This window comes from Bacillus sp. M6-12, from assembly GCF_002860285.1.
Taxonomy (GTDB): domain Bacteria; phylum Bacillota; class Bacilli; order Bacillales; family DSM-1321; genus Peribacillus.
In genome coordinates, this window is sequence record NZ_PGVF01000020.1 from 81,903 (window position 1) to 101,890 (window position 19,988).

The 19,988-nt window shown below is 40.1% G+C and carries 16 protein-coding genes and 1 riboswitch; of the genes, 10 read left to right on the forward strand and 6 right to left on the reverse strand.

Features of this window, described 5'->3' with window-relative positions:
* The first annotated feature begins 31 nt into the window (after positions 1-31).
* Both CVD28_RS20445 and CVD28_RS20450 read left to right on the forward strand, forming a co-directional pair.
* Positions 32-2,833: a sensor histidine kinase gene (locus CVD28_RS20445; RefSeq protein ID WP_101595933.1), complete on the forward strand. Its 2,802-nt coding sequence runs from the start codon at positions 32-34 to the stop codon at positions 2,831-2,833.
* Positions 2,834-2,863: 30 nt separating this feature from the next.
* Positions 2,864-3,697 carry a CheR family methyltransferase gene (locus CVD28_RS20450; protein ID WP_101595936.1) on the forward strand — a complete coding sequence of 278 codons (834 nt, stop codon included), beginning with the start codon at positions 2,864-2,866 and terminating at the stop codon, positions 3,695-3,697.
* 121 nt (positions 3,698-3,818) lie between these two features.
* Here CVD28_RS20450 and CVD28_RS20455 read toward each other — a convergent pair whose 3' ends face one another.
* Positions 3,819-4,133, reverse strand: coding sequence for a YbjQ family protein (locus tag CVD28_RS20455; protein ID WP_101595939.1), 315 nt, complete (start codon positions 4,131-4,133; stop codon positions 3,819-3,821).
* Between the two features lie 291 nt (positions 4,134-4,424).
* Here CVD28_RS20455 and CVD28_RS28270 point away from each other — a divergent pair, with 291 nt between their 5' ends.
* Complete coding sequence (locus CVD28_RS28270; RefSeq protein ID WP_180954251.1) at positions 4,425-4,595, forward strand: hypothetical protein; 171 nt, start codon at positions 4,425-4,427, stop codon at positions 4,593-4,595.
* Between the two features lie 163 nt (positions 4,596-4,758).
* Here the strand turns inward: CVD28_RS28270 and CVD28_RS20460 are convergent, their stop codons facing one another.
* From CVD28_RS20460 to CVD28_RS20475, 4 genes are all read right to left on the reverse strand, one after another.
* Positions 4,759-5,274 carry a hypothetical protein gene (locus CVD28_RS20460; protein WP_142384807.1) on the reverse strand — a complete coding sequence of 172 codons (516 nt, stop codon included), beginning with the start codon at positions 5,272-5,274 and terminating at the stop codon, positions 4,759-4,761.
* A gap of 220 nt (positions 5,275-5,494) precedes the next feature.
* Complete coding sequence (locus CVD28_RS20465) at positions 5,495-6,637, reverse strand: SpoIIE family protein phosphatase (protein ID WP_101595944.1); 1,143 nt, start codon at positions 6,635-6,637, stop codon at positions 5,495-5,497.
* Between the two features lie 312 nt (positions 6,638-6,949).
* On the reverse strand, positions 6,950-7,714 hold the full coding sequence (locus tag CVD28_RS20470; RefSeq protein ID WP_101595946.1) for an alpha/beta hydrolase: 765 nt from the start codon (positions 7,712-7,714) through the stop codon (positions 6,950-6,952).
* A gap of 252 nt (positions 7,715-7,966) precedes the next feature.
* Positions 7,967-9,730 (reverse strand): mechanosensitive ion channel, encoded by a 1,764-nt coding sequence (locus CVD28_RS20475; RefSeq protein WP_257985937.1) that lies wholly within the window; start codon positions 9,728-9,730, stop codon positions 7,967-7,969.
* Between the two features lie 423 nt (positions 9,731-10,153).
* On the opposite strand from CVD28_RS20475, the gene CVD28_RS20480 reads away from it, so the two are divergent.
* The 4 genes from CVD28_RS20480 (at position 10,154) to CVD28_RS20495 (ending at position 14,869) form a co-directional block, all read left to right on the forward strand.
* Positions 10,154-11,059, forward strand: coding sequence for a YegS/Rv2252/BmrU family lipid kinase (locus CVD28_RS20480; protein WP_101595949.1), 906 nt, complete (start codon positions 10,154-10,156; stop codon positions 11,057-11,059).
* 141 nt (positions 11,060-11,200) lie between these two features.
* Complete coding sequence (locus tag CVD28_RS20485; RefSeq protein WP_101595951.1) at positions 11,201-11,863, forward strand: hypothetical protein; 663 nt, start codon at positions 11,201-11,203, stop codon at positions 11,861-11,863.
* Between the two features lie 12 nt (positions 11,864-11,875).
* Entirely contained in the window at positions 11,876-13,117 is a 1,242-nt protein-coding gene (locus CVD28_RS20490) for an efflux RND transporter periplasmic adaptor subunit (protein WP_101595954.1), read from the forward strand.
* Between the two features lie 235 nt (positions 13,118-13,352).
* A riboswitch (cyclic di-AMP (ydaO/yuaA leader) is annotated at positions 13,353-13,496 on the forward strand.
* A gap of 119 nt (positions 13,497-13,615) precedes the next feature.
* Positions 13,616-14,869: a cation:dicarboxylate symporter family transporter gene (locus CVD28_RS20495; protein ID WP_101595957.1), complete on the forward strand. Its 1,254-nt coding sequence runs from the start codon at positions 13,616-13,618 to the stop codon at positions 14,867-14,869.
* A gap of 103 nt (positions 14,870-14,972) precedes the next feature.
* On the opposite strand, the gene CVD28_RS20500 is transcribed toward CVD28_RS20495, so the two are convergent.
* Positions 14,973-15,587 (reverse strand): histidine phosphatase family protein, encoded by a 615-nt coding sequence (locus tag CVD28_RS20500; RefSeq protein WP_180954252.1) that lies wholly within the window; start codon positions 15,585-15,587, stop codon positions 14,973-14,975.
* A gap of 337 nt (positions 15,588-15,924) precedes the next feature.
* Between CVD28_RS20500 and CVD28_RS20505 the strand changes: the two genes are divergently transcribed.
* The 3 genes from CVD28_RS20505 (at position 15,925) to CVD28_RS20515 (ending at position 19,612) form a co-directional block, all read left to right on the forward strand.
* Positions 15,925-16,692 carry a hypothetical protein gene (locus CVD28_RS20505; protein WP_101595961.1) on the forward strand — a complete coding sequence of 256 codons (768 nt, stop codon included), beginning with the start codon at positions 15,925-15,927 and terminating at the stop codon, positions 16,690-16,692.
* A gap of 281 nt (positions 16,693-16,973) precedes the next feature.
* Positions 16,974-18,056, forward strand: a complete 1,083-nt coding sequence (locus CVD28_RS20510) for a D-alanine--D-alanine ligase (protein ID WP_101595964.1) — start codon at positions 16,974-16,976, stop codon at positions 18,054-18,056.
* A 170-nt stretch (positions 18,057-18,226) separates the two neighbouring features.
* Positions 18,227-19,612, forward strand: coding sequence for a UDP-N-acetylmuramoyl-tripeptide--D-alanyl-D-alanine ligase (locus CVD28_RS20515; protein ID WP_101595966.1), 1,386 nt, complete (start codon positions 18,227-18,229; stop codon positions 19,610-19,612).
* The last annotated feature ends 376 nt before the right edge of the window (positions 19,613-19,988 follow it).

The window sequence follows — 19,988 nt, forward strand, 5'->3', positions numbered from 1 at the left end:
GTGGTATTTTTATTGAAAGGAGAATTGAAAAATGAGTTTTAAGAAGAAACAGGTCCTTGGCTTCGGTTTAGTTTTGATTTTCTTTGCAATCATTCTTACAGGCTTTATTTTTATGTTAAATGATTTAAAAGCGAAAATGAACGAAATTGTAGAAGACAGGTACAATAAAGTCTCTAGTTCCATGGAAATCAGGCAAATGCTTTACCAAACTGACCGGGAGCTGCTTAATTTGATGACTGGAGCAAAAGGCAGGGAGGCTGAAAGCAGCATTGCAATCATTAATCAAAATCACGAGATGGTTACAAATGAAATTATTAAACTTTCTGGGATTTTGAATAGGAACAAATCAAAGCAGTTATTAGGCGAGATTGAAATTCTTCATAATTCCAATAAGGAGCTTAGCCGGAAAATCATTGCAAAGCACCAGGCCGGAGGCTCAGCTGCTGAATTTAGTTCGCTGCGAGCCGAGCAAAGCGCTCAGCGTCAGCACCTATTAGGCACAGTCGAGGAATTCAAAGAATACCAGGAAAGCTTGATGAAAGATTCATTTACGAGGGCCGAAAAAACGTACGATAACGCAGTTTCCTTAATGGTTGCAGCTTCAGCTCTCATTTTACTGCTAGTAGCGCTTACCGCATATTGGGTTATTAAGAGCACAACGAAAAGTCTCACAAACATCACGGATGTGATCCAAAAAGTTAATTTTGAGGATTTAACAGATGTGCCGAAGATTACTAAAGTGACCACCAAGGATGAAATAGGACAAATTGCTAATGCGTTTAATGAAATGGCTGGTTCTTTAGAGTCATATAATAAGAAAGAACAAGATTTTAAAGTGAAGATTGAAGAACAGAATTGGGTTCAGACAAGACTGGCAGACATTGCAACCATGTATCAGCGTATTATTGACGTCGAAATTCTGGCAGAAAATACCATTTCTAAGCTTTCTCGGATGATGGGAGCTTCAATGGGTGTCTTTTATATCAAAAAAGGAAATGGAGAAAGAACCCGTTTTGTGAGGCAGGCTTCATTTGCAGGGGAAGGGAGCGATGCAGGAGTCAAAGAATTTATGTTTGGACAAGGTTTGATTGGACAATCGGCTTTTGAGAAAACAATACAAATGATTGAAGTGCCTGAGGATTATACATGGATTTCTTCTGCTTTAGGCAGAGTTAAGCCTAAGAGCCTGCTCATTGCCCCTGTTATTTTTGAGGATGAGGTTATTGGAATGGTTGAACTGGCAAGTGTTCAGCCGTTCACTGAGCTTCAGCAAAGATTTGTTTCCAGGGTTTTAGATACCTTGGGGATTGCGCTAAACAATGTTCAGGGAAGAATGGAAATAGAGAGGCTATTAAAGGAATCACAGGCACAAACAGAGGAGCTTCAGGTACAATCGGAAGAATTGCAATCCCAATCCGAAGAGCTTCAGGCACAATCGGAAGAAATGCAAACCCAATCTGAAGAGCTCCGAATGATCAATGAACAGCTTGAAGAGCGAAACAGGGAAGTAGAGGAAAGATCACACGAACTGGAAAAGGCGAAGGCAGATTTGGAATTTCAGGCAGAACAATTAAAATTAAGCTCAAAATATAAATCTGAATTTCTGGCCAACATGTCACATGAGCTTCGCACACCGTTAAACAGCATTGTAATATTGTCCGAAATGATGACTCATCCAGATGAAGAGCTTTCAGCTGAACACCGGGAATTTGCTAGAGTAATTAATTCATCAGGACAGGATTTGCTTGCGCTCATAAACGATATTTTGGATCTATCCAAAGTGGAAGTTGGAAAATTACAAGTTGAATTCAACGAGACTAATTTAGCGGAGCTTCCTGCCTTTTTGCAACGGAATTTCTCGCCTATTGTAAAACATAAAGGAATTGATTTCAGCATTAAAATGGATGACGACATTCCTGGTATTTTTTACACAGACGAACAAAGAATGCAGCAAATTATTAAAAATCTGCTTTCTAATGCTTTTAAATTCACAGAACAAGGATCGGTAGCAGTGAACATCCGTAAAGCGGATGAAGTACAGGTTTCATCCGTAATAGAGACTTCATGTGCTGATAACTGGGTGGAGGTAACGGTTACTGATACTGGAATCGGAATACCAAAAGATAAACAGAAGTTAATATTTGAAGCATTCCAGCAGGTGGACGGTGCTTCCATGCGCAAATATGGAGGAACAGGACTTGGACTGTCCATCTGCCGGGAATTCGCCCGTTTGCTTGGCGGATGTATTCACGTAGAAAGTGAAGTAGGAAAAGGAAGTACTTTTACACTATTTATACCAAGCCTTCCCAATGGCCTTCCAACAGTGGTTGAAGAAGCTGCTGCTGCTTCTGATTTGATGACTGAACAAACAATTTCTCCATTGGATGAGGCCGAGTCAGAGGAAGCGGAAGTAGAAGAGCCTATCAAGGAACAGAATACTCCATCAAGGTCTGCAAAGTTCGCCGGGAAAACGGTACTGATTGTCGATGATGATAACCGCAATATTTTTGCCCTGAAACATGTGCTAAAGCAGGAGGGCATGAACATCCTGACCGCAAGTAATGGGCTTGAATGCTTAAAGATCATGGATAAGCCAAATAATATTGATATAGTTTTATTAGATATTATGATGCCGGAAATGGATGGTTATGAAACAATGCGCCGGATCCGGTCCAATTCTTTATACGAAGAACTTCCGATTGTTGCCTTAACTGCAAAGGCAATGAAAGGGGACCGTGAGAAATGTATGCAGGCAGGGGCATCTGATTATATCAGTAAACCACTGAACCTGGATCAGCTGCTTTCAGTACTGCGCGTGTGGCTCTCTAACTAAATAACAAAAAGGAAGGGCGGGCGTTAGTCTATGATAGACTTGCTAGAGATTGACGAACGTGAAAACATTGAGATTGATTTATTGCTGCAGGCAATCTACCGTGCTTCCGGTTTTGATTTTCGTCAATATATGCGGTCATCCATTGTCAGAAGAATTCAGCACCGGATGAATATTGATAAAATCCGGACAATCAGCGGACTCCAGGAAAAGGTTCTTCATGAAAAGGGTTATTTGGAAAAGCTGCTGAATGATTTTTCAATTAATGTTACTGAAATGTTCCGTGATCCCGAATTCTTCCGTTCATTTCGCCAAAAGGTTATACCGCATTTAAGAAAATTACCGGAAATCCGCATCTGGCACGCTGGCTGCTCAACAGGGGAAGAAGTATTTTCAATGGCGATTCTCCTGCAGGAAGAAGGCCTTTATGATAAGGCGAAAATATATGCCACAGATATGAATGAAAATGTTTTGAGAAAGGCTGAGAAGGGGGTACTCCCCCTCGGCCGCATGCAGGCATATACAAAAAACTATCTTCAGTCAGGAGGATTACGGGCATTTTCGGAGTATTATACTACGGATTATGAAAATGCCTATCTGCTCCCAAAGCTTCTGGAAAATATTATTTTTGCTCAGCATAACCTTGTAATAGACCGTTCCTTCAATGAGTTTCACGTTATCATTTGCCGAAATGTAATGATATATTTTACGGTTGAACTGCAAAACAGTGTGAATGAATTATTTTTAGATAGCCTCTCAAAAGGCGGATTTTTAGGAATTGGCAGAAAAGAAACTTTGAGAAACAATCCTTTTGTAGAAAAGTATGAAGTCTTTGATGGGGCAGAAAAGATTTACCGGAAGAAATAATGGAACTTGTATACCCTTTTAAAAATCTATTCTGCCCAATGCATTTTATAATAAATACTTATAAGTAAAAGCAGCCTGTGTTTTGGGAGTTCACCCAACTTAGGCTGCTTTTTTAAGAAGATTATCTAATAAAAACTGCTGTTCCAGTAGCAACACACATCATCATGCCTTCACGCAGCGTTTCAAAATCAAGGTCAACCCCAATTACTCCATTGGCGCCCATTTGACGCGCTTTTTCCTGCATTTCGCGCAGTGCGATTTCTCTGCCTTCAGCAAGTTTATTTTCATAAGCAGAGCTGCGGCCGCCAATTACATCAGTGACGCTTGCTAAAAAGTCCCGTACAACGTTTGCCCCCATAATAGCCTCACCGGATACAATTCCTATGTACCGTTCAATGTCTTTTCCCTGCAGGCTTTGTGTTGTTGTAACTATCATTTCCATTCCTCCTATATCTTTAACTTGCTATACGCTGACAATATCTCTGAGACGTTTTTGTTCTGATATTATTCTATCAAAGGGGAAGCCTTTTTGGTATGATAAATTACCATACATTTACAATTTAGGAGGATCCTTCTCACGCGCCCTTATCTCCTGCCTTTAACATTTGCCTGTCAAAATTCCTCGAGCCCCTTAATTAGATCTAACTGACTTTCTTTATTAGAAGTTTTAACAATATTTCTTTTTTCGTAAGGGTATCCTACATAGGAATAGGAAGGAGGTTAGTCTATGGCGCGCGGTAAATCATTTAATCATAAGAAAAAGGGTCATCCAGGTGAGTTTCCTGAGGGAATCATGACTGAGAAACATACTGCTGAGGCTCCAGGAGATGAAGAGTTGATTGTAGTTCAGGAGGCCTTTAAAAACCGGGTAGAATCTGAGGAAGAAGAAGAGGTTTAAAGTAAAGGAAGGCCCGGTATAATGCCGGGCCTTTCTCTTAGAAGACACTGTACAAATGAGTTATCACTGCTAAAGGCTGCTCTTGTCATTGGCACAAAAATAGAATATAAAATGAAAAAACAAGCCCCAAATAGCGAGGCTTGCTCCAGGTAAAACAGTATAATTAGTTTACCTGTTTACCTAAGTCTGGTTTAAGTAATTCTACGCTTTCAAAAGTGGCACCAAGCTTGTCAACACCCTGTGTAAAGGTAGCAGACGCTGCGTCTAATGAAGGAGCCGGCTTTGTCAATTCTTGTGATTTTGCCTGGTATGAATCGCTAAGATCCTTGAGGGCTGCTTCAAGATCAGCTTTTTGGTCTTTCAATTCCTCTGGAATTTGAACGCCTTTAACTGCTTCAGCAACAGCTGCAGCTGATTCGCTAGCCTTTGTTTTCATTTCAGGAGTAGGCTTTTCTTCATGTTCATATGCATTAAGGTCAGCATCCGCGCCATTGATTGCTGTTGTAAGCTCAGAATAGAAGTTTACCATTGGCTTCTTTAGGTTAGTTTCTTTAGCTGGTTCTTCTTTTGCGGTTTCCCCTGACGTTTTTTCTTCTGTTTTACTTTCTTCTTTGTCTGAGCAAGCTGCCAGACCAAGAGCCAATGTAATTGAAGAAGCTAATAACCAGAACTTTTTCATTTTTGTTTCCCCCTTTGTAACTATTAATATATATGTCAGCTTGTTTGCTGCAACTTGCAAACAGGCTTAACATCCTTTTTTATGTAAAATCATGGGTGACACAATTCCATATTTTACAATAAGGCTGAAAACTGGTCAACTATTTCGTATGCAGTAATTCTTTCTTTGGTTTTTTTAACTTTGGATAAAAAAAAGTTACTTAATAAGGAGGCAAACCTTTTTATTTGGCTTGAATAATTACCGCACACATATCATCCGGCTGTTCGTGCTGCAATTCCACCGGAAGAACGAAATCTATTGGTGCTCCATATTTTGCAGGCTGCCATTCCTGAGAGGCTGCTTGCTTAAGGATTGAAAGGCTGAGATCTGAATTCTTATCAATGGCTTCCATGATTCCGTCAGTGAACAGTAAAATCTGGATTTCCTCCTTATAATTAATTACTGATTTCTGTACTTTTATATCAGGGAAGAAACCAACCGCGCAGCTTCCTAAAGTAAGCGGCTGGACGACAGAACCGTCCACCAAGGCAAAGCCAGGGGGATGCCCGGCATTTACATACTCAACGTTTTTGTTTTCAGTATCGATGACTAAATAAATAGCAGTAAAATAATAGGGAATTGAATCGCCTTGTTTATGTAATAGAAGCATCCAGCGGTTTAACTCTGTTATGACAGCCACAGGGTCAGTATGTGTCCTAATGGCATCACGAAGCACCGATGAGATGTACATGCAGACCAAGGAGGCTGAAATTCCATGGCCCATCATGTCCAGCAGGATAATCCCGTAACGATGCTCATCAATTTTGTGCCAGTAATACATATCCCCGGCTAATTTATTTGCTGGCAAATAAGATGCCTTTATTTTGAGATGTTTTTCACTGATTGGTTCACTTAATACACTGCTTTGAACCTGCATTGATAAATCCAGCTCATTCTTTATTTTTTCTTCCTGGTCTTTATGCCAGTCTTTTTCATATTTTAGCCTGAGGCCAACACGGATTCTAGCCAGCAGGTCGATTTTGTTGATCGGTTTCATAATGTAATCGATTCCGCCCACATCCAGTGCTTCAGCAACTTTCGATGAATCCTCCAAGGCTGTAACGAAAATGACAGGAATGTCTTTTAGATGAGGGATCTGCTGAAGTTTTCTGCATGCTTCAATTCCATCTATGTCGGGCATCATTATATCCATTAAAATAATGTCCACTTTCACTCCCTGAGGAGATAGATTATCGACTTGTAAATAGTCAAATAAATCCCGTGCAGAAGTCAGTGAGATAAGGTCAAAATACCCCGCGCGTTTTAAAATTTTCTCAATTACAAATAAGTTAACCTCGTTATCATCTACAATTACTATCGACATTCTTCTGTTCTCCTTCGGTCTTGTTTCTTTAAGGGACAGTTTAAATTCTATCAATCTATCTCTATTATAGTCCAAGGAGAGTTTGGTATAAAATATGGAGGCTGATAGCTGCTACCCTTCCTTTTAATCGTTATACTATTCTCTCTCTTGTATAGGCATATTTAATAAGTTACCCATTTAGCATTCTGCTAAAACGTTTATGGGTATAGCGAAAATATATAAAAAAGCGCTGCTTAGGATTATAGCAGCGCTGTAGTATTTATCGATTGCAGTTCTAATCATTCGACAAAGATTATTAGTGGCGAAATCACCCTAGTCTGATGGATTCTGGGCAGCAGTAAAACCCGAAATGAATTGAAGAGATTTAGATATTATAAAATCTTTATCATAGTCTAATGAGGCGACATGATAAGAATTTAATAGAGCGTAAATTCTTTTATAGCGTGCAGGGACGGAATGATAAAGCTCCTCTGTACATTTTGCCGGCACAACGTGGTCCTCGGGCGACTGGAAAAACAGGATTGGGCAGTGAACTGAAGATGCCTTTTCTTTTGTAGCTTCAATCAATGCGAGCAGCTCCTTAATTGATTGAAGCGGGACCTTTTTATACGTAATTTCACTTGCATCTTCGTCATTAATATCTGGCTCGCCTTCTTCGATGAATCTTGGTGTGGCTGCATCTTTATACCGTTCGTAATCTGGGACTTCAAAGGCAGCATTTAACGTTATTACACCATCTGCTTTCTTTCTGGAAGCTAAATCAATTGCAAGGGTGCCGCCCATAGATTGTCCCATGATAAAAATACTGGAACAGCAATGAGAAAGCTGATGATAGGCAGCCTCTAAACTATCAATCCAATCTTTGTACGAACAAGCCTCCATTTCGCGGTGGCTGGTCCCGTGGCCTTTAAGTCTTGGAACAGAAACCGTATAGCCTGCCTTTGAAAATTGTGCTGCTATATATCTCATGCTTTGTGGTGTTCCGTTAAAACCATGGCTGATTAGGACTCCGATTTCATTCCCCGGGTAAAATAGTGATTCAGCACCGGGAATTACAGGATGGCTATCAATTGTCATTTCTAACCCTCTTTTCAATAGCATAAAAAATATTATTAACAAAAACCGTAGATACTATAGTCAAACATATTAATGGCAAAGTTAAGATTCTTAGTAATTTTGATAAAACCTATAAAAATACTTGGTTTTATCATACAAAAGCAAAATAAGACTGTCAATGAATAACATAAGAAACTTGAACCCGAAATAAAGAAGCGATTAGGGCATACACCTAATCGCTTCTTTGGGTTAGTTAATTTGTATTTGAACCTATCATGTACGAGGCGGCTGTCCGCCATCTTCAGGAAACTGGTCTGTATCCCGGTAAGGGTTGCGATCATTTTTGTTAAAGTTTTCGTCCGTATTTTGTCCAGGGCTTTGATTAGGATGATTAAAGAAATTTCCCTGAGGGGATCCTGGATGATTGTGGTTATAGTGATTAGGATTCTCACCCATCTGCTGGCTTGATTCTTGATCATTTTGATTCAAAAATTGCTGATCGCCATTATTATGGCCAATATAAGGTTTTTCGATTGTTGTTTGTTCGATCTTATGATCAAGCATCCGCAAGTATTTGGCAGCAAAATCCTTCCCGCCAAGGCCAAATGCAAGCCCAAATGCCAGTGCCAATCCCCCGAGCAGAAGGATAAAGGCTGAATTAACAATTGTATCTGCAACGCCCAGCTGGTCAAGGGCCATAAAAATCGAAATTGCAATTACTGTGTACTTGGCCACAGCTGCCAGCACTCTGAAATGCTGGCCCTGAAAAATACTGCCAAGCAGTTTTTTTAATAGATTGCCGACATACAGACCGACCGCGACAATTAGCAGGGCGGATAATAATCTTGGCAGGTAAGCAATGACTCCTGTTCCAAGAGTTACAAAAAAATCTAGCTTAACAAGATTTAATGCTTCTACTGCGAATAGCAGAACAACGATCACGTGTGCAACATAGCCGAGTATTTTAGAAAGATTGAGCGGTGCTTGGGAAGCTGCTGCCTTCTTAATGCCCATTCCCTGTGAAAAAGAATCAACTCCAAGGCGCCTTGTAAAGTTCGCCACAAAATTATTAACCCATTTGCCAAGCCACAGCCCAATAAGGATCAGAATTCCGGCGATGATGATGTTTGGAATCATTGACATGATATTATTCAGCATATTAACGGCAGGCTGAGAGATCCCCTCAAGATCCAGTTTTTCCAGGGCTGTGATGACTACAGGTATTAGTATCAGGATAAATACCAGATTTCCAATGGCAGCGGAAAGTGATGTCCCTTCGAAGAGCTTACTAAATCCTAACCGCTGAACAAGCTTATCTGTCCCTATGCTTTGAAGGAATCCGGTAAGAATATCACGTGCAATTTTTGCAATAAACCATCCAACCAGCAGAATGAGAGCAGCTGCAATCAATTTAGGGATGAAAGTGAGCATGTTGTGAAGCATGCCTTCAAGCGGTCCCGAGATTCCTTCTATATTAAGTGCCCCCAATACTCCGGGTAAAAAGAACAATAGTACTAAATAAAAAACAACCTTTGCTGTTTTGTCGATAAGAGAATCTGCCCCTTGAGGATGTTCCGTCATTTTCCACTTGGACAGCATTTGATGGACACGGAGAGTTTTACCTGCTTTTTTAATTAAGAAGCTTAAGGCAGAGGCGATAACCCAGCCGACAAGCAGGATTAACGCTGCTTTTAAAATATTTGGAATTGCAGCCGTGATGGAAGACAGCATATTAACTAATGGAGTGGAGATGAAGTTTAAATCCAGGATATTAAAGAACAAGATGAATACGAAGGCTAAGACCAGGATGTAAACAATTTTACTTATAATTTTCTCGGACGAATATTTTCGGTTGCTCCGCCCGGGAAACAAGCGGTCATCCATTTTTGTCTTTTGGAGGGCTTTATATACACCTCTTTCTATTAGCTTTGCAACAAACCAGCCGATTAGGAGAACTAATAATGCGATCAGAAACTCAGGAAGGCTATCAAACAGGTTATTCCAGTAATAATCATTCCGAATATCATTCCGTTCCAAATCCTTCACTCCTTAGGAATTAATAAATTTAGGTTTTATCTACCCCTTGAAGGAATGGGCAAAACTGCTAAGTCTCTTTAATGTGGAAATATATCATAAAATGTCGAAAACCACGGTGAACCGTTTGGCAATTTGCAGGGTTTGCTTAGTTAAATTAATTCATAATTCGTGAGATAAGGGATCATTCTGTGACAAATGCAGGAGGAACTTGTTTTTGAAACTCCAAAGAAAATTTTATTGGAAGGATTGTTAGGATTGTTAAATCTGTTAAAGGACTTAAAATGCTGCACTCTGATACCTCCTGATAACAAGGTGTACGAATTAATGAAAGGTATCTAAAGAATAATAAACGAGAGGTTTTAAACCTGCAGGTCTGGGAAATGAAGGTAAATAGGAGTGATTAATTGCAGGGGGTTGTTAGCCATGAGATGGCAAAGAGGGTTATTGATATATAATGATAAGGCAGGTCATGACAATCTTGAAAAACATCTGTCAGGATGCTTGCCTGTTCTAGCGCGGAATATAAATGAATTTCTTCTTCTTAAAACACAAAAGCAGGGAGATGCAGCTGACTTCTGCCGGCAATATGGAGAGGAAATGGATGTTGTTTTTGTATTGGGCGGTGATGGGACAGTGCACGAGTGCATAAATGGGCTCGCGGGTCTTGAAAAGAGACCCTTATTTGGCATTTTGCCGGGAGGTACCTGCAATGATTTTTCCCGGACTCTTAATATTTCACAGAATATCACGCAGGCAGCAGAGCAAATGGTTCTTGGGGAATATGCGGATGTAGATATCGGAACGGATGGGAATCATTATTTTCTAAATTTCTGGGGAATTGGCCTTATTGCTGAAACATCAATCAATATTGATCCAGATGAAAAAAAACGCCTCGGGAAAATCAGCTATTTTATAAGCATGCTCAGAACCGTAAAGGAAATGGACCCGTTCCCCTTCAAAATGGTTTACGATGGCAAAGTATTGGAAGATGAGGCGGTCATGATTCTTGCTGCGAATGGAAAATTCATAGGTACCAGCCAGATTCCTGCTCCATTAATAGAAATCAATGACGGGCTGCTTGATATTATCATCGTAAAAAATTCAAGCCTGTCCTTGTTTAGAGAAGTCTTTGAAATGAAACGGTCAGTTAGTGAAATCACGGAGGAAGAAGCCGGAATTCTTTATTTCCAGGCAAAATCCTTCAGCATTTACACTCATGAGCAAATGGACGTGGATTCGGACGGGGAAGTTTATATGAAAACACCGTCGGAGATTCATGTATTGCCCAAACATATTCAGATCTTATGCGGAACAGAGTCTTTATTGTAAGTGCGAAAAGGGAATCTATAAAAAAGCCATTTAATGTGGGGAAATATGGTTTTTTAAAATTTGATATTTTAATCCTACAATTTCTTTGATTTTAATATAAAATAGGAGATGCTATTATTTTCAAAATCTGGAGGACAACTAATGATTTATCAGGTTCAATTGTTAAAAGGCCTCTTTCACCCTGCCGTGTCCAGGTATCAATTAAAGCAGGCAGAAGCAGTGAAAGGTTTTATTCCTAAAGTTATTCTATTATTTATAATAAGCGTTATTCTTTTTGCAGTCAGTGCCCTTTTCGGCATAGGGTCTGAGTCGATCTCCAAAGAAGTGGCCGAGCTTTCCGCTTCCGAACTGGAATCCAGGAAACAGCTCTTTATTGCAGGGCGCCTGCTAGCGGGGACATTGTTTACTGGGATATTTCTTTTTTTATCGGCAATATTCTTCTGGATTGTATCGGACATTCCATATCGGAAGCTAGTTTCTATCCAGATGGTTGTGTTTTGCGTTAGTCTGCTGGAGAAAGCTCTATTAATTCCTATTTTTGTTGCCATGGATATTAACAAAGATGCTAACCCGTTTTCCTTGGGAGTAATTGGCCAGCATGTGACATCCAATGAATATTTGGTGCACTTTTTAAGCGAGATTTCTATCTTTCAAATCTTAATGATCGCACTTCAATACTATTACATAACGAATCTATCAAATAAAAATAAATATGTCGTACTGGCGGCGGTTGTAGTTTTCTATTTAGTGGCCTGGCTTGTTTCCGCATTTTTGACATATGTTAATATCTCGCTAATTTTTTAAGGGAGTGGAATTATGAAGAATTGGAAAATAGCAGCTATCGTTCTTCCTGCCATTCTCCTGGTTGTTGTCAACATTTATCTCACATTGAGGGAAGACAGTAAGGTCCAGAGAACTGTGTATGTGGAGCAATGGAAGAAGGCTAAGAATGGAAGTATTACAGAAAGCTTTGTTACAAAAGGAGTTATAAAGCCGTCTGAAGAGCATTTTGTATATTTTAATGGTCAAGATAAAGAATTTGAGCAGTTCCTTGTGAATGAGGGAGATGCGGTTTCAGCCGGTACTCCGCTTTTTGAATATTCATCACCTCAGCTTGAGACAGAAAAAAGAGAGCTTGAAGCAGAAAAAGAAGCGGCAGAAGGGGAAATCAGCAGTATTGAGGAACAAATCGATAAGCTCGAAGATTATCAGTTAACGGTTGAGGCAGACGAGCAGATTCCCGATACAGCTGATTCCACAGAAATTTTCACGATAGAAAATTCTTCTGAAGAAATTATCAGTTCTATAGAACAGGATATTTACCAGCAGGAGCATGAAAGAAACAAGCTTGAACAAAGAGTGAAAAAGTATGAAGCCCAAATCAAAAGCATAGAAGAACAATCCGGGGCAGCGACCATATCCAGCGATGTGGATGGGATCGTAAAACGAATTGACAAAGATTTGGGGAATCCCGTAATTGTGATTGCCTCCAATACACCTTCAGTAGAAGGGTATTTCAATGAGAAGCAGATGGGAAAAGCAAGCGAAGGCATGGAAGTGAAAGTCTCATCGGAATCGCTGAAGAAGAAACTGAATGGAAGCATTCAAAAGATCAATCCATATCCGGTTGAGGAGCCTACTGTAAAAAAAGAAAGCAGTTATTTATTCAACGGCACAATCGAGGAAGTTTCTGAGAAACTTTTTAGCGGATCTAAGGTTAATGTCACGGTTATCACGGATAAAGTGACTGGGGTACCGGTTGTACCTTCAAAAGCAGTGCATAAGGGTCATAAAGAAAAATACGTATACCAATTGACATCTGCAGGACTACTTGCAAAGAAAACCATTTCAGCGGGTCTTTCTTTTAATGGGAAACAAGAGGTGAAAAAGGGCTTGAAATCTGGAAATACTGTACTGCTGTCAGCTGCACCTGATTCTATTAAGAATGCTCCGTTTATCACACCAGTAAAAACATGGGACCCAAATATTAAAACGATAAAAAAACTCTCAAAACGTGAAAAGCTTCGTTATGTTCTGATTGGTGTTCTGGAAAAATGAGCCTCCTAAAGGGGTTCATTTTTTTTTGGAAAGGGGGGAGCTGTACCGATTGTTCGGCAAGAAAAACTTAATTAAAATTAACATGCGGTTAGGAATATCAACCCATTAATTTTCTTGTTAAATTCTATCAGACTAAGTTGAATTATTATTCTGAAAAATAAGTTATTGCTAATAATTCAATTGGAAACAGATTTCTATTTACAATATTATTTTTATAGGATAATATATCACTACCGCATATATACCGCTTAATCTTATTTAAAGAACGGGGGAACCATTTTTGTGGCCGTCAGGCTGCTAGGGGTGAATCCTTTATGGAGGGGCCAGTTTCCAGGTCCTAATCCGACAGCTAACCCCGTCAGCGTCTTAGGGAACAGTTTGTGCATTGCAGGCACATATAGGCACCCTCAGTGTCTTTTTTTGTGTAAAAAAAACGATCTTGTATCCCTTACCAAGACATTTTTAACGTAGAAAACTAAAAGAAAGGTGAGGAATAGAATGAAAAGAATAGGATTAGCGTGGCAAATTTTTATCGGCTTAATTCTGGGGATTACTGTTGGCGCTATTTTTTACGGCAATCCGCAGGTAGCAGATTATCTGCAGCCGGTTGGTGATATATTTTTACGTCTAATTAAAATGATTGTTATCCCGATTGTAATTTCCAGTATCATAGTCGGTGTAGCCGGAGTTGGAGATATGAAGCAGCTCGGCAAAATTGGCGGTAAAACATTACTATACTTTGAAATTATTACTACTATAGCGATTATTGTTGGTTTGTTGGCAGCAAACCTTTTCCAGCCAGGAGCTGGAGTTGAAATGGATGCGCTGAGTAAAACAGACATCAATAGCTATGTGGATAGTGCGGAAACAACAAGCCATTCAATGGCTGAAACCTTTGTAAATATCGTTCCTTCTAACCCAATAACAGCCATTGCTGAAGGAAATATGCTGGCAATCATTTTCTTCTCGGTTGTATTTGGCCTTGGAATCGCTGCAATTGGTGAAAAAGGAAAGCCTGTTCTTTCGTTCTTCCAGGGAACAGCTGAAGCTATGTTCTATATAACAAATAAAATCATGAATTTCGCGCCAATTGGTGTATTTGCGCTAATTGGAGTAACGGTATCCAAGTTCGGTCTCGAATCACTTGTGCCTCTAGGGAAGCTTGTAATTGTGGTATACGCGACAATGGCATTCTTTATTTTAATAGTTTTAGGTGCTGTTGCTAAGATGGTTGGCTTTAGTATCTTTAAGCTTATTAAAACTCTAAAAGATGAACTGATCCTTGCTTACTCTACAGCAAGCTCTGAAACGGTTCTCCCGAAAATCATGGAAAAGATGGAAAAAATTGGATGTCCAAAGCACATTACATCTTTTGTAGTCCCAACCGGGTACTCATTTAACCTGGACGGTTCAACTTTATATCAGGCATTGGCGGCGATCTTCATCGCACAAATGTATGGGATTGATATGAGCCTATCTGATCAAATCTCCTTAATGCTTGTTTTGATGGTTACTTCTAAAGGGATTGCTGGTGTACCTGGCGTTTCGTTTGTCGTTCTTCTTGCGACCCTAGGAACAGTCGGGCTCCCGGTTGAAGGGCTGGCCTTTATTGCCGGTATCGATCGGATTCTTGATATGGCTCGTACAGCTGTCAATGTTGTGGGTAACTCCCTTGCTGCAATTGTTATTTCTAAATGGGAAGGCAAGTTTGCAGGCGGAAGTTCTCAAATGAAAAGTGAAAGTGCAAGCTAATTTAAAAAGGAATTCATATTAAAAAAGGATAGGCAGCAGACATTGTTCTGTAGCCTATCCTTTTATTTTATTTTCATAAGCGGATATGTGAAGAATGGGCTAATTATTTATCATTTACGTGAGACAAATCGCCTTCAAATACAATATTAGCCACCCCGTCTTTAACGTTTGCCTTTGTTAAACTTGTGTGGCCAAGTGCTTTTTGTTTAAAAAGATCTTCCATTGGAATTCTATTTATATAAGCAATCAGGATTCTGAGGAATATTGAATGGGCGACGACCAGTACCGTGCCGGAAGGGTGTTTCTTAATGATTAGCCTCAAAGCGCTTTCGGCCCGTTTCTGAACATCGGAAAACAGTTCTCCTTGATCTCTCGTATACAAGTGTGGAGTTTCCCAAAAGGATTTATACTCTGCCGGAAATTCTTTTTCGATTTCCTGTATCAATCGTCCTTCCCAGTCTCCAAAACTCATTTCCCTGAATAAATCTTCCTTGATGATATTTATATTTCTGTTGCCGGCAATAATTTCTGCTGTATGATAGGCCCTTTTGCTAGTGCTGGTGTAGATCGCATCTAAATGAATATCCTGAAGCCTCTTTCCAAGAGACGCAGCGTCCTGAAGGCCCTGGGAAGTTAATTCTGCATTCCCCCAGCCCTGCATCCGCCTTGCCAGGTTCCATTCAGTCTGACCGTGCCGTGTTAAGTATATAGTAAGCATAGGCATAGCTCCCGTATCATTGTGTTATCCATTATACTATATGATAATCAGAAGGCAGGAATATGGGAGATATTGAAAGCGCTATAAACTGTTTATAATAGAAAGTATCAGTTTGAAAAATAAAATTCAAAAGTATATTCCTTTAAATCCCATTTTAGTTTTGTTTTTTCTGATAAAATAGAAACAGTATATTAGAGATGGATCCATTTATTTACAATACTGAAATTCATAAGAAAAATGAAACGATGTGTAAACATAAAACGTCTTTATTAGTATTCCATTTAATATTTGTTTCCCGGTTGCGAGCGATTCCTATTCCGGTCCGGAGGTATATACAATGAAAAACGGCATCAGAGAAATCCTATATTTGCACCTGCAAACCTCAGAAAGATTTGTCCTTTCCTACGGGATGACGTTTCGAGAGTTTACATATTCACTCAATCAGCCGCTTCAGAACATACTGCTACTAAAAGCACAATTTGAAGAAGCTGAGTTTAACAGGAATACATTACTTGAATTCGTTCCCCGTGAGTACGTGGCCAAGCTTGTAAAGGAAGGTGTTTATGGTACCGGTGATTTTTGCTGGATAGATTTTGATGAAGAAATGGGGCTTGATGAGCTGGATGGCCCCGAAATTGCGGAGCTGCTATATCTGGGGCATTGTAAAAACCATTTACATATACCCTTCTATCGAAAGCTGAACAATCAATTTGTTTATTTAGCTCATGATGATGGCTGGTTCAATAAAGTTTATTATCGATCTATTGATTCCTTTTATCGGATCATCAGCAATTTATTTCCGCTAAAACTGGAATTGCTCAAGCTTGACCGAACATGGCTTGGAATGAAGAAAAAAAATGAGTACACACAGGTTCCGGGTGATGTACTGCTGATGCTTTCCAGGCTAATGGAAGAAGGTGCGGTTTTTTCATTTGCAGGGATTCAGCAGAACCGCAGCCGGTTGGAAATTCCAATTTGGGTTGTTGGTGATTTTCTGAATATGGACGACATGCTGGAAGTATTTGATGATGCAAAAAAACAGCCGCCAGCAGCAAAATTAATTTATCAGCGCAAATCAAAGGAATGGTCGGTTATCATCCAATAGCTAAGGAAAGTGCAAAAAGAAAAACCCTGTTATCGGGTTATCTTTCTGCACTTTTTTGTTGTGGAGCGAGCTGTCGTATTCATATAATAATTAAGACGCTTAATCACTTAAATAGCAGCATAAAGATTTGCAAACAGTGTGAATCACAGTGCAGATTCTAAAACTAACCCAAAGTGAGCCTTACCATTATGGCGCTTTTCGCTTTACTAATAGAAAACTTTTTCGTTTGTAAGGATAAGTGATACAATTAATGGGGTAATAAGCAATGGAGGTTATATATCATGAAAACAAAATTGGGCCTGCTTTATGGCGGGAAATCAGCTGAACATAAAGTTTCTCTGCAAACTGCTTTGGCGGTAATTAAAGCGTTAGACTTAAAAAAGTTTGACATACATCCGATTTACATAACAGAGGAAGGAACCTGGGTGAACGGGCCAAAGCTGGAAGCTCCAGCAGAAAATGTAAAGGAGCTTACATTTTCTAATGAAACAGCAATGGTACCTGCATCGTTAGGATCAAGCTTGTTCCCGACAGCAAAAGAAAAGGGCGAACAGGGCTTTGATGTAATATTTCCGCTTCTGCATGGACCAAATGGCGAGGATGGCACCGTACAGGGTATGCTTGAATTGCTGAATCTGCCATATGTCGGCAACGGCGTTCTAGCCTCTTCCGCTGGGATGGATAAGGTCATTATGAAGAATATTTTTGCGCAGGCGGGTCTGCCGCAAGTCAAATATACTTGGCTTATCCGTTCAGAATGGGAGAAAAGTAAAAGAGAATCCTATAAAAAAGTGGAAGAAGAGCTTGGTTTTCCTTGCTTTGTCAAGCCTGCAAATCTTGGATCAAGCGTCGGAATAAGCAAGTGCACAAATCTTGAGGAGCTTGAACAAGCATTTGAAGAAGCTTTCCAATTCGATAGAAAGATTATTATCGAAGAAGGTGTAATAGCGAGAGAAATAGAAATCGGTGTTTTAGGAAATGATGAACCCGAATGCTCTGTAGCAGGTGAAATCATCCCTAAGAAGGACTTCTATGATTATAAAGCGAAGTATGAAGATGGAAATACAGCTATGGTTATCCCGGCTGAGATTACAGATGAAGAATATGAAATGCTTAGTGAGATGTCAAAAATTGCTTTCAAGGCGCTGGATTGCTCAGGATTGGTACGTGCGGATTTCTTTTTAACCAAGGAAGGCACTGCCTATATCAATGAGGTGAACACGATGCCTGGGTTTACTCCGTTCAGTATGTTCCCATTGCTCTGGAAGCATACAGGAGTTGAGTACCCTCAGCTAATAGAGAAACTGGTTTCTCTCGCGGAGGAACGCTACCAGGAAAAACAAAAAATAAAGCATAGTTTCTAATAAATTTCTCAACGGAAATACAAAAGGGAAGACAGGCAGAAGCTGCATACGGAATGCAGCTTCTGCTTGCGTTAGGTCGCTGATGACGCCAAAGCGGCAGTTGCAGCGCATCCCAAAAATAATCCGTGACAATTACTATATTGGCGGGAAACAGAAATAGGAGGAGTAGCATGATTAAGAGGACATTAGCGCAAATCTATGAAATGGCTGGCGGATTAAATGATATCCGTGAATTTCAATCAGCTGAGATTAGTGGAGTCTCCATCGATAGCCGCAGCGTGGGGGCAGGCAATCTCTTTGTCCCGTTTAAAGGGGAAAATGTTGATGGACACCAATACGTTGAAAAGGCAATTAGCCAAGGGGCAGCAGCTGCATTGTGGCAGCAAGACGTGCCAAATCCTCCTTCGGGACTGCCCATTATCGTTGTAGAGAATACTCTCACTGCCTTGCAGCAGCTCTCTTACAATTATCGTAACCAGCTGTCTTTGAAGATTGTTGGTATTACGGGGAGCAATGGGAAGACAACAACAAAAGATATGACTGCTTCTCTGCTTGGGACTGCTTATAAGGTTCATAAAACAAAAGGAAACTTTAATAACCATATCGGGCTGCCGCTGACGATGTTAGGCATGGATGAAGACACAGAAGTTGCCGTATTGGAAATGGGAATGAGCGGCCGCGGTGAAATTGAACTTCTCTCAAAGCTTGCCCGCCCGAATGTGGTAATCATTACGAATATTGGCGAAGCCCATCTTCTTGACTTAGGATCCCGCGAAGGAATTGCAGAGGCAAAGCTTGAAATTATGTCTGGCCTTCAAAATGGCGGTAAAGTAATTTATCATGGTGATGAGCCATTGCTGAGAGACAAGCTGGAAGATGATGGAGATCGGCTGTTCCAAACAATTTCTTTTGGTAAGGGAGAAAACAATGACCTTTACCCTGTAAGCATCCAAACGGAGCAGGATCACACTGTTTTTAAATTGAATGGCTACGCAGAGGAATTTTCTATTCCGGTCCTTGGAACCCATAATGTTTTAAATGCGATTGCCGCTATTGCAGCAGCAAGAGCGCTTAATATTGATGAGGCGCTGCTTCAGAGCGGTTTAAATAATATCCAACTGACGAGTATGAGAATGGAAATGGTTGAAGGCTTAAGTGGAGAAAAAATTATCAATGACGCTTATAATGCAAGCCCGACTTCGATGAAAGCAGCGATTGATCTGGTCGGTGAGCTCACAGGCTTTGGCCAAAAGATTGCAGTGCTTGCCGATATGCTGGAGCTTGGTCCTGAAGAAGAACAGTTCCATTATAAACTTGGAGAGGAAATTAACCCTGCCCATATTAATAAAGTATTTACCTTTGGCAGGCTGGGCCGCTTTATAGCTGAAGGTGCGAAAAAGAGATTTTCTGCAGATAATGTGTTCGCTTTTGATGAAAAGAGTGAATTGGTTGATGAATTGAAAAAACATGTCTCTGCTGGTGATTTAGTGCTTGTCAAAGGATCCAGAGGAATGAAGCTGGAGGAAGTCGCTCATAAACTCAGCGGACAATCCTAATAAACGCAGAAAATGAATGAGTTGAAATAGCGGAAGAGTCTTTATTAAAGGACTGAAATAGGGTAAGGTTTTTACCGGTGAAGGCCCCTGTGTCTATCTTCTAATAAAAAAATCTGATGCGAAAAAAGGAAAGGCCAGCTCCGATAGCCGCTAAAGCGTGACTATCTCAGCTGGCCTTTTATATTGGCATTACACCTAATGACCAAGAACAGCCATAAATTCATGCTGCTAAAATAAAGTGCCTAGGATGATGCAAATAGCATCATTAATTTCGGAATGCTTCATTCTGGATAGCAGCATCCTGTCTATTAAGTCCGAGTTATTTTTTGATGAACAAAACAGGTATATCATTGAGCGCCGCAAACTCAATTAAATT

Excerpts from the sequence above, each read along its gene's own strand:
- CVD28_RS20445 (WP_101595933.1), top strand. The coding sequence starts at position 32 with ATGAGTTTTAAGAAGAAACAGGTCCTTGGCTTCGGTTTAGTTTTGATT.
- CVD28_RS20450 (WP_101595936.1), top strand. The coding sequence starts at position 2,864 with ATGATAGACTTGCTAGAGATTGACGAACGTGAAAACATTGAGATTGAT.
- CVD28_RS20455 (WP_101595939.1), bottom strand. The coding sequence starts at position 4,133 with ATGATAGTTACAACAACACAAAGCCTGCAGGGAAAAGACATTGAACGG.
- CVD28_RS28270 (WP_180954251.1), top strand. The coding sequence starts at position 4,425 with ATGGCGCGCGGTAAATCATTTAATCATAAGAAAAAGGGTCATCCAGGT.
- CVD28_RS20460 (WP_142384807.1), bottom strand. The coding sequence starts at position 5,274 with ATGAAAAAGTTCTGGTTATTAGCTTCTTCAATTACATTGGCTCTTGGT.
- CVD28_RS20465 (WP_101595944.1), bottom strand. The coding sequence starts at position 6,637 with ATGTCGATAGTAATTGTAGATGATAACGAGGTTAACTTATTTGTAATT.
- CVD28_RS20470 (WP_101595946.1), bottom strand. The coding sequence starts at position 7,714 with ATGACAATTGATAGCCATCCTGTAATTCCCGGTGCTGAATCACTATTT.
- CVD28_RS20480 (WP_101595949.1), top strand. The coding sequence starts at position 10,154 with ATGAGATGGCAAAGAGGGTTATTGATATATAATGATAAGGCAGGTCAT.
- CVD28_RS20485 (WP_101595951.1), top strand. The coding sequence starts at position 11,201 with ATGATTTATCAGGTTCAATTGTTAAAAGGCCTCTTTCACCCTGCCGTG.
- CVD28_RS20490 (WP_101595954.1), top strand. The coding sequence starts at position 11,876 with ATGAAGAATTGGAAAATAGCAGCTATCGTTCTTCCTGCCATTCTCCTG.
- CVD28_RS20495 (WP_101595957.1), top strand. The coding sequence starts at position 13,616 with ATGAAAAGAATAGGATTAGCGTGGCAAATTTTTATCGGCTTAATTCTG.
- CVD28_RS20500 (WP_180954252.1), bottom strand. The coding sequence starts at position 15,587 with ATGCTTACTATATACTTAACACGGCACGGTCAGACTGAATGGAACCTG.
- CVD28_RS20505 (WP_101595961.1), top strand. The coding sequence starts at position 15,925 with ATGAAAAACGGCATCAGAGAAATCCTATATTTGCACCTGCAAACCTCA.
- CVD28_RS20510 (WP_101595964.1), top strand. The coding sequence starts at position 16,974 with ATGAAAACAAAATTGGGCCTGCTTTATGGCGGGAAATCAGCTGAACAT.
- CVD28_RS20515 (WP_101595966.1), top strand. The coding sequence starts at position 18,227 with ATGATTAAGAGGACATTAGCGCAAATCTATGAAATGGCTGGCGGATTA.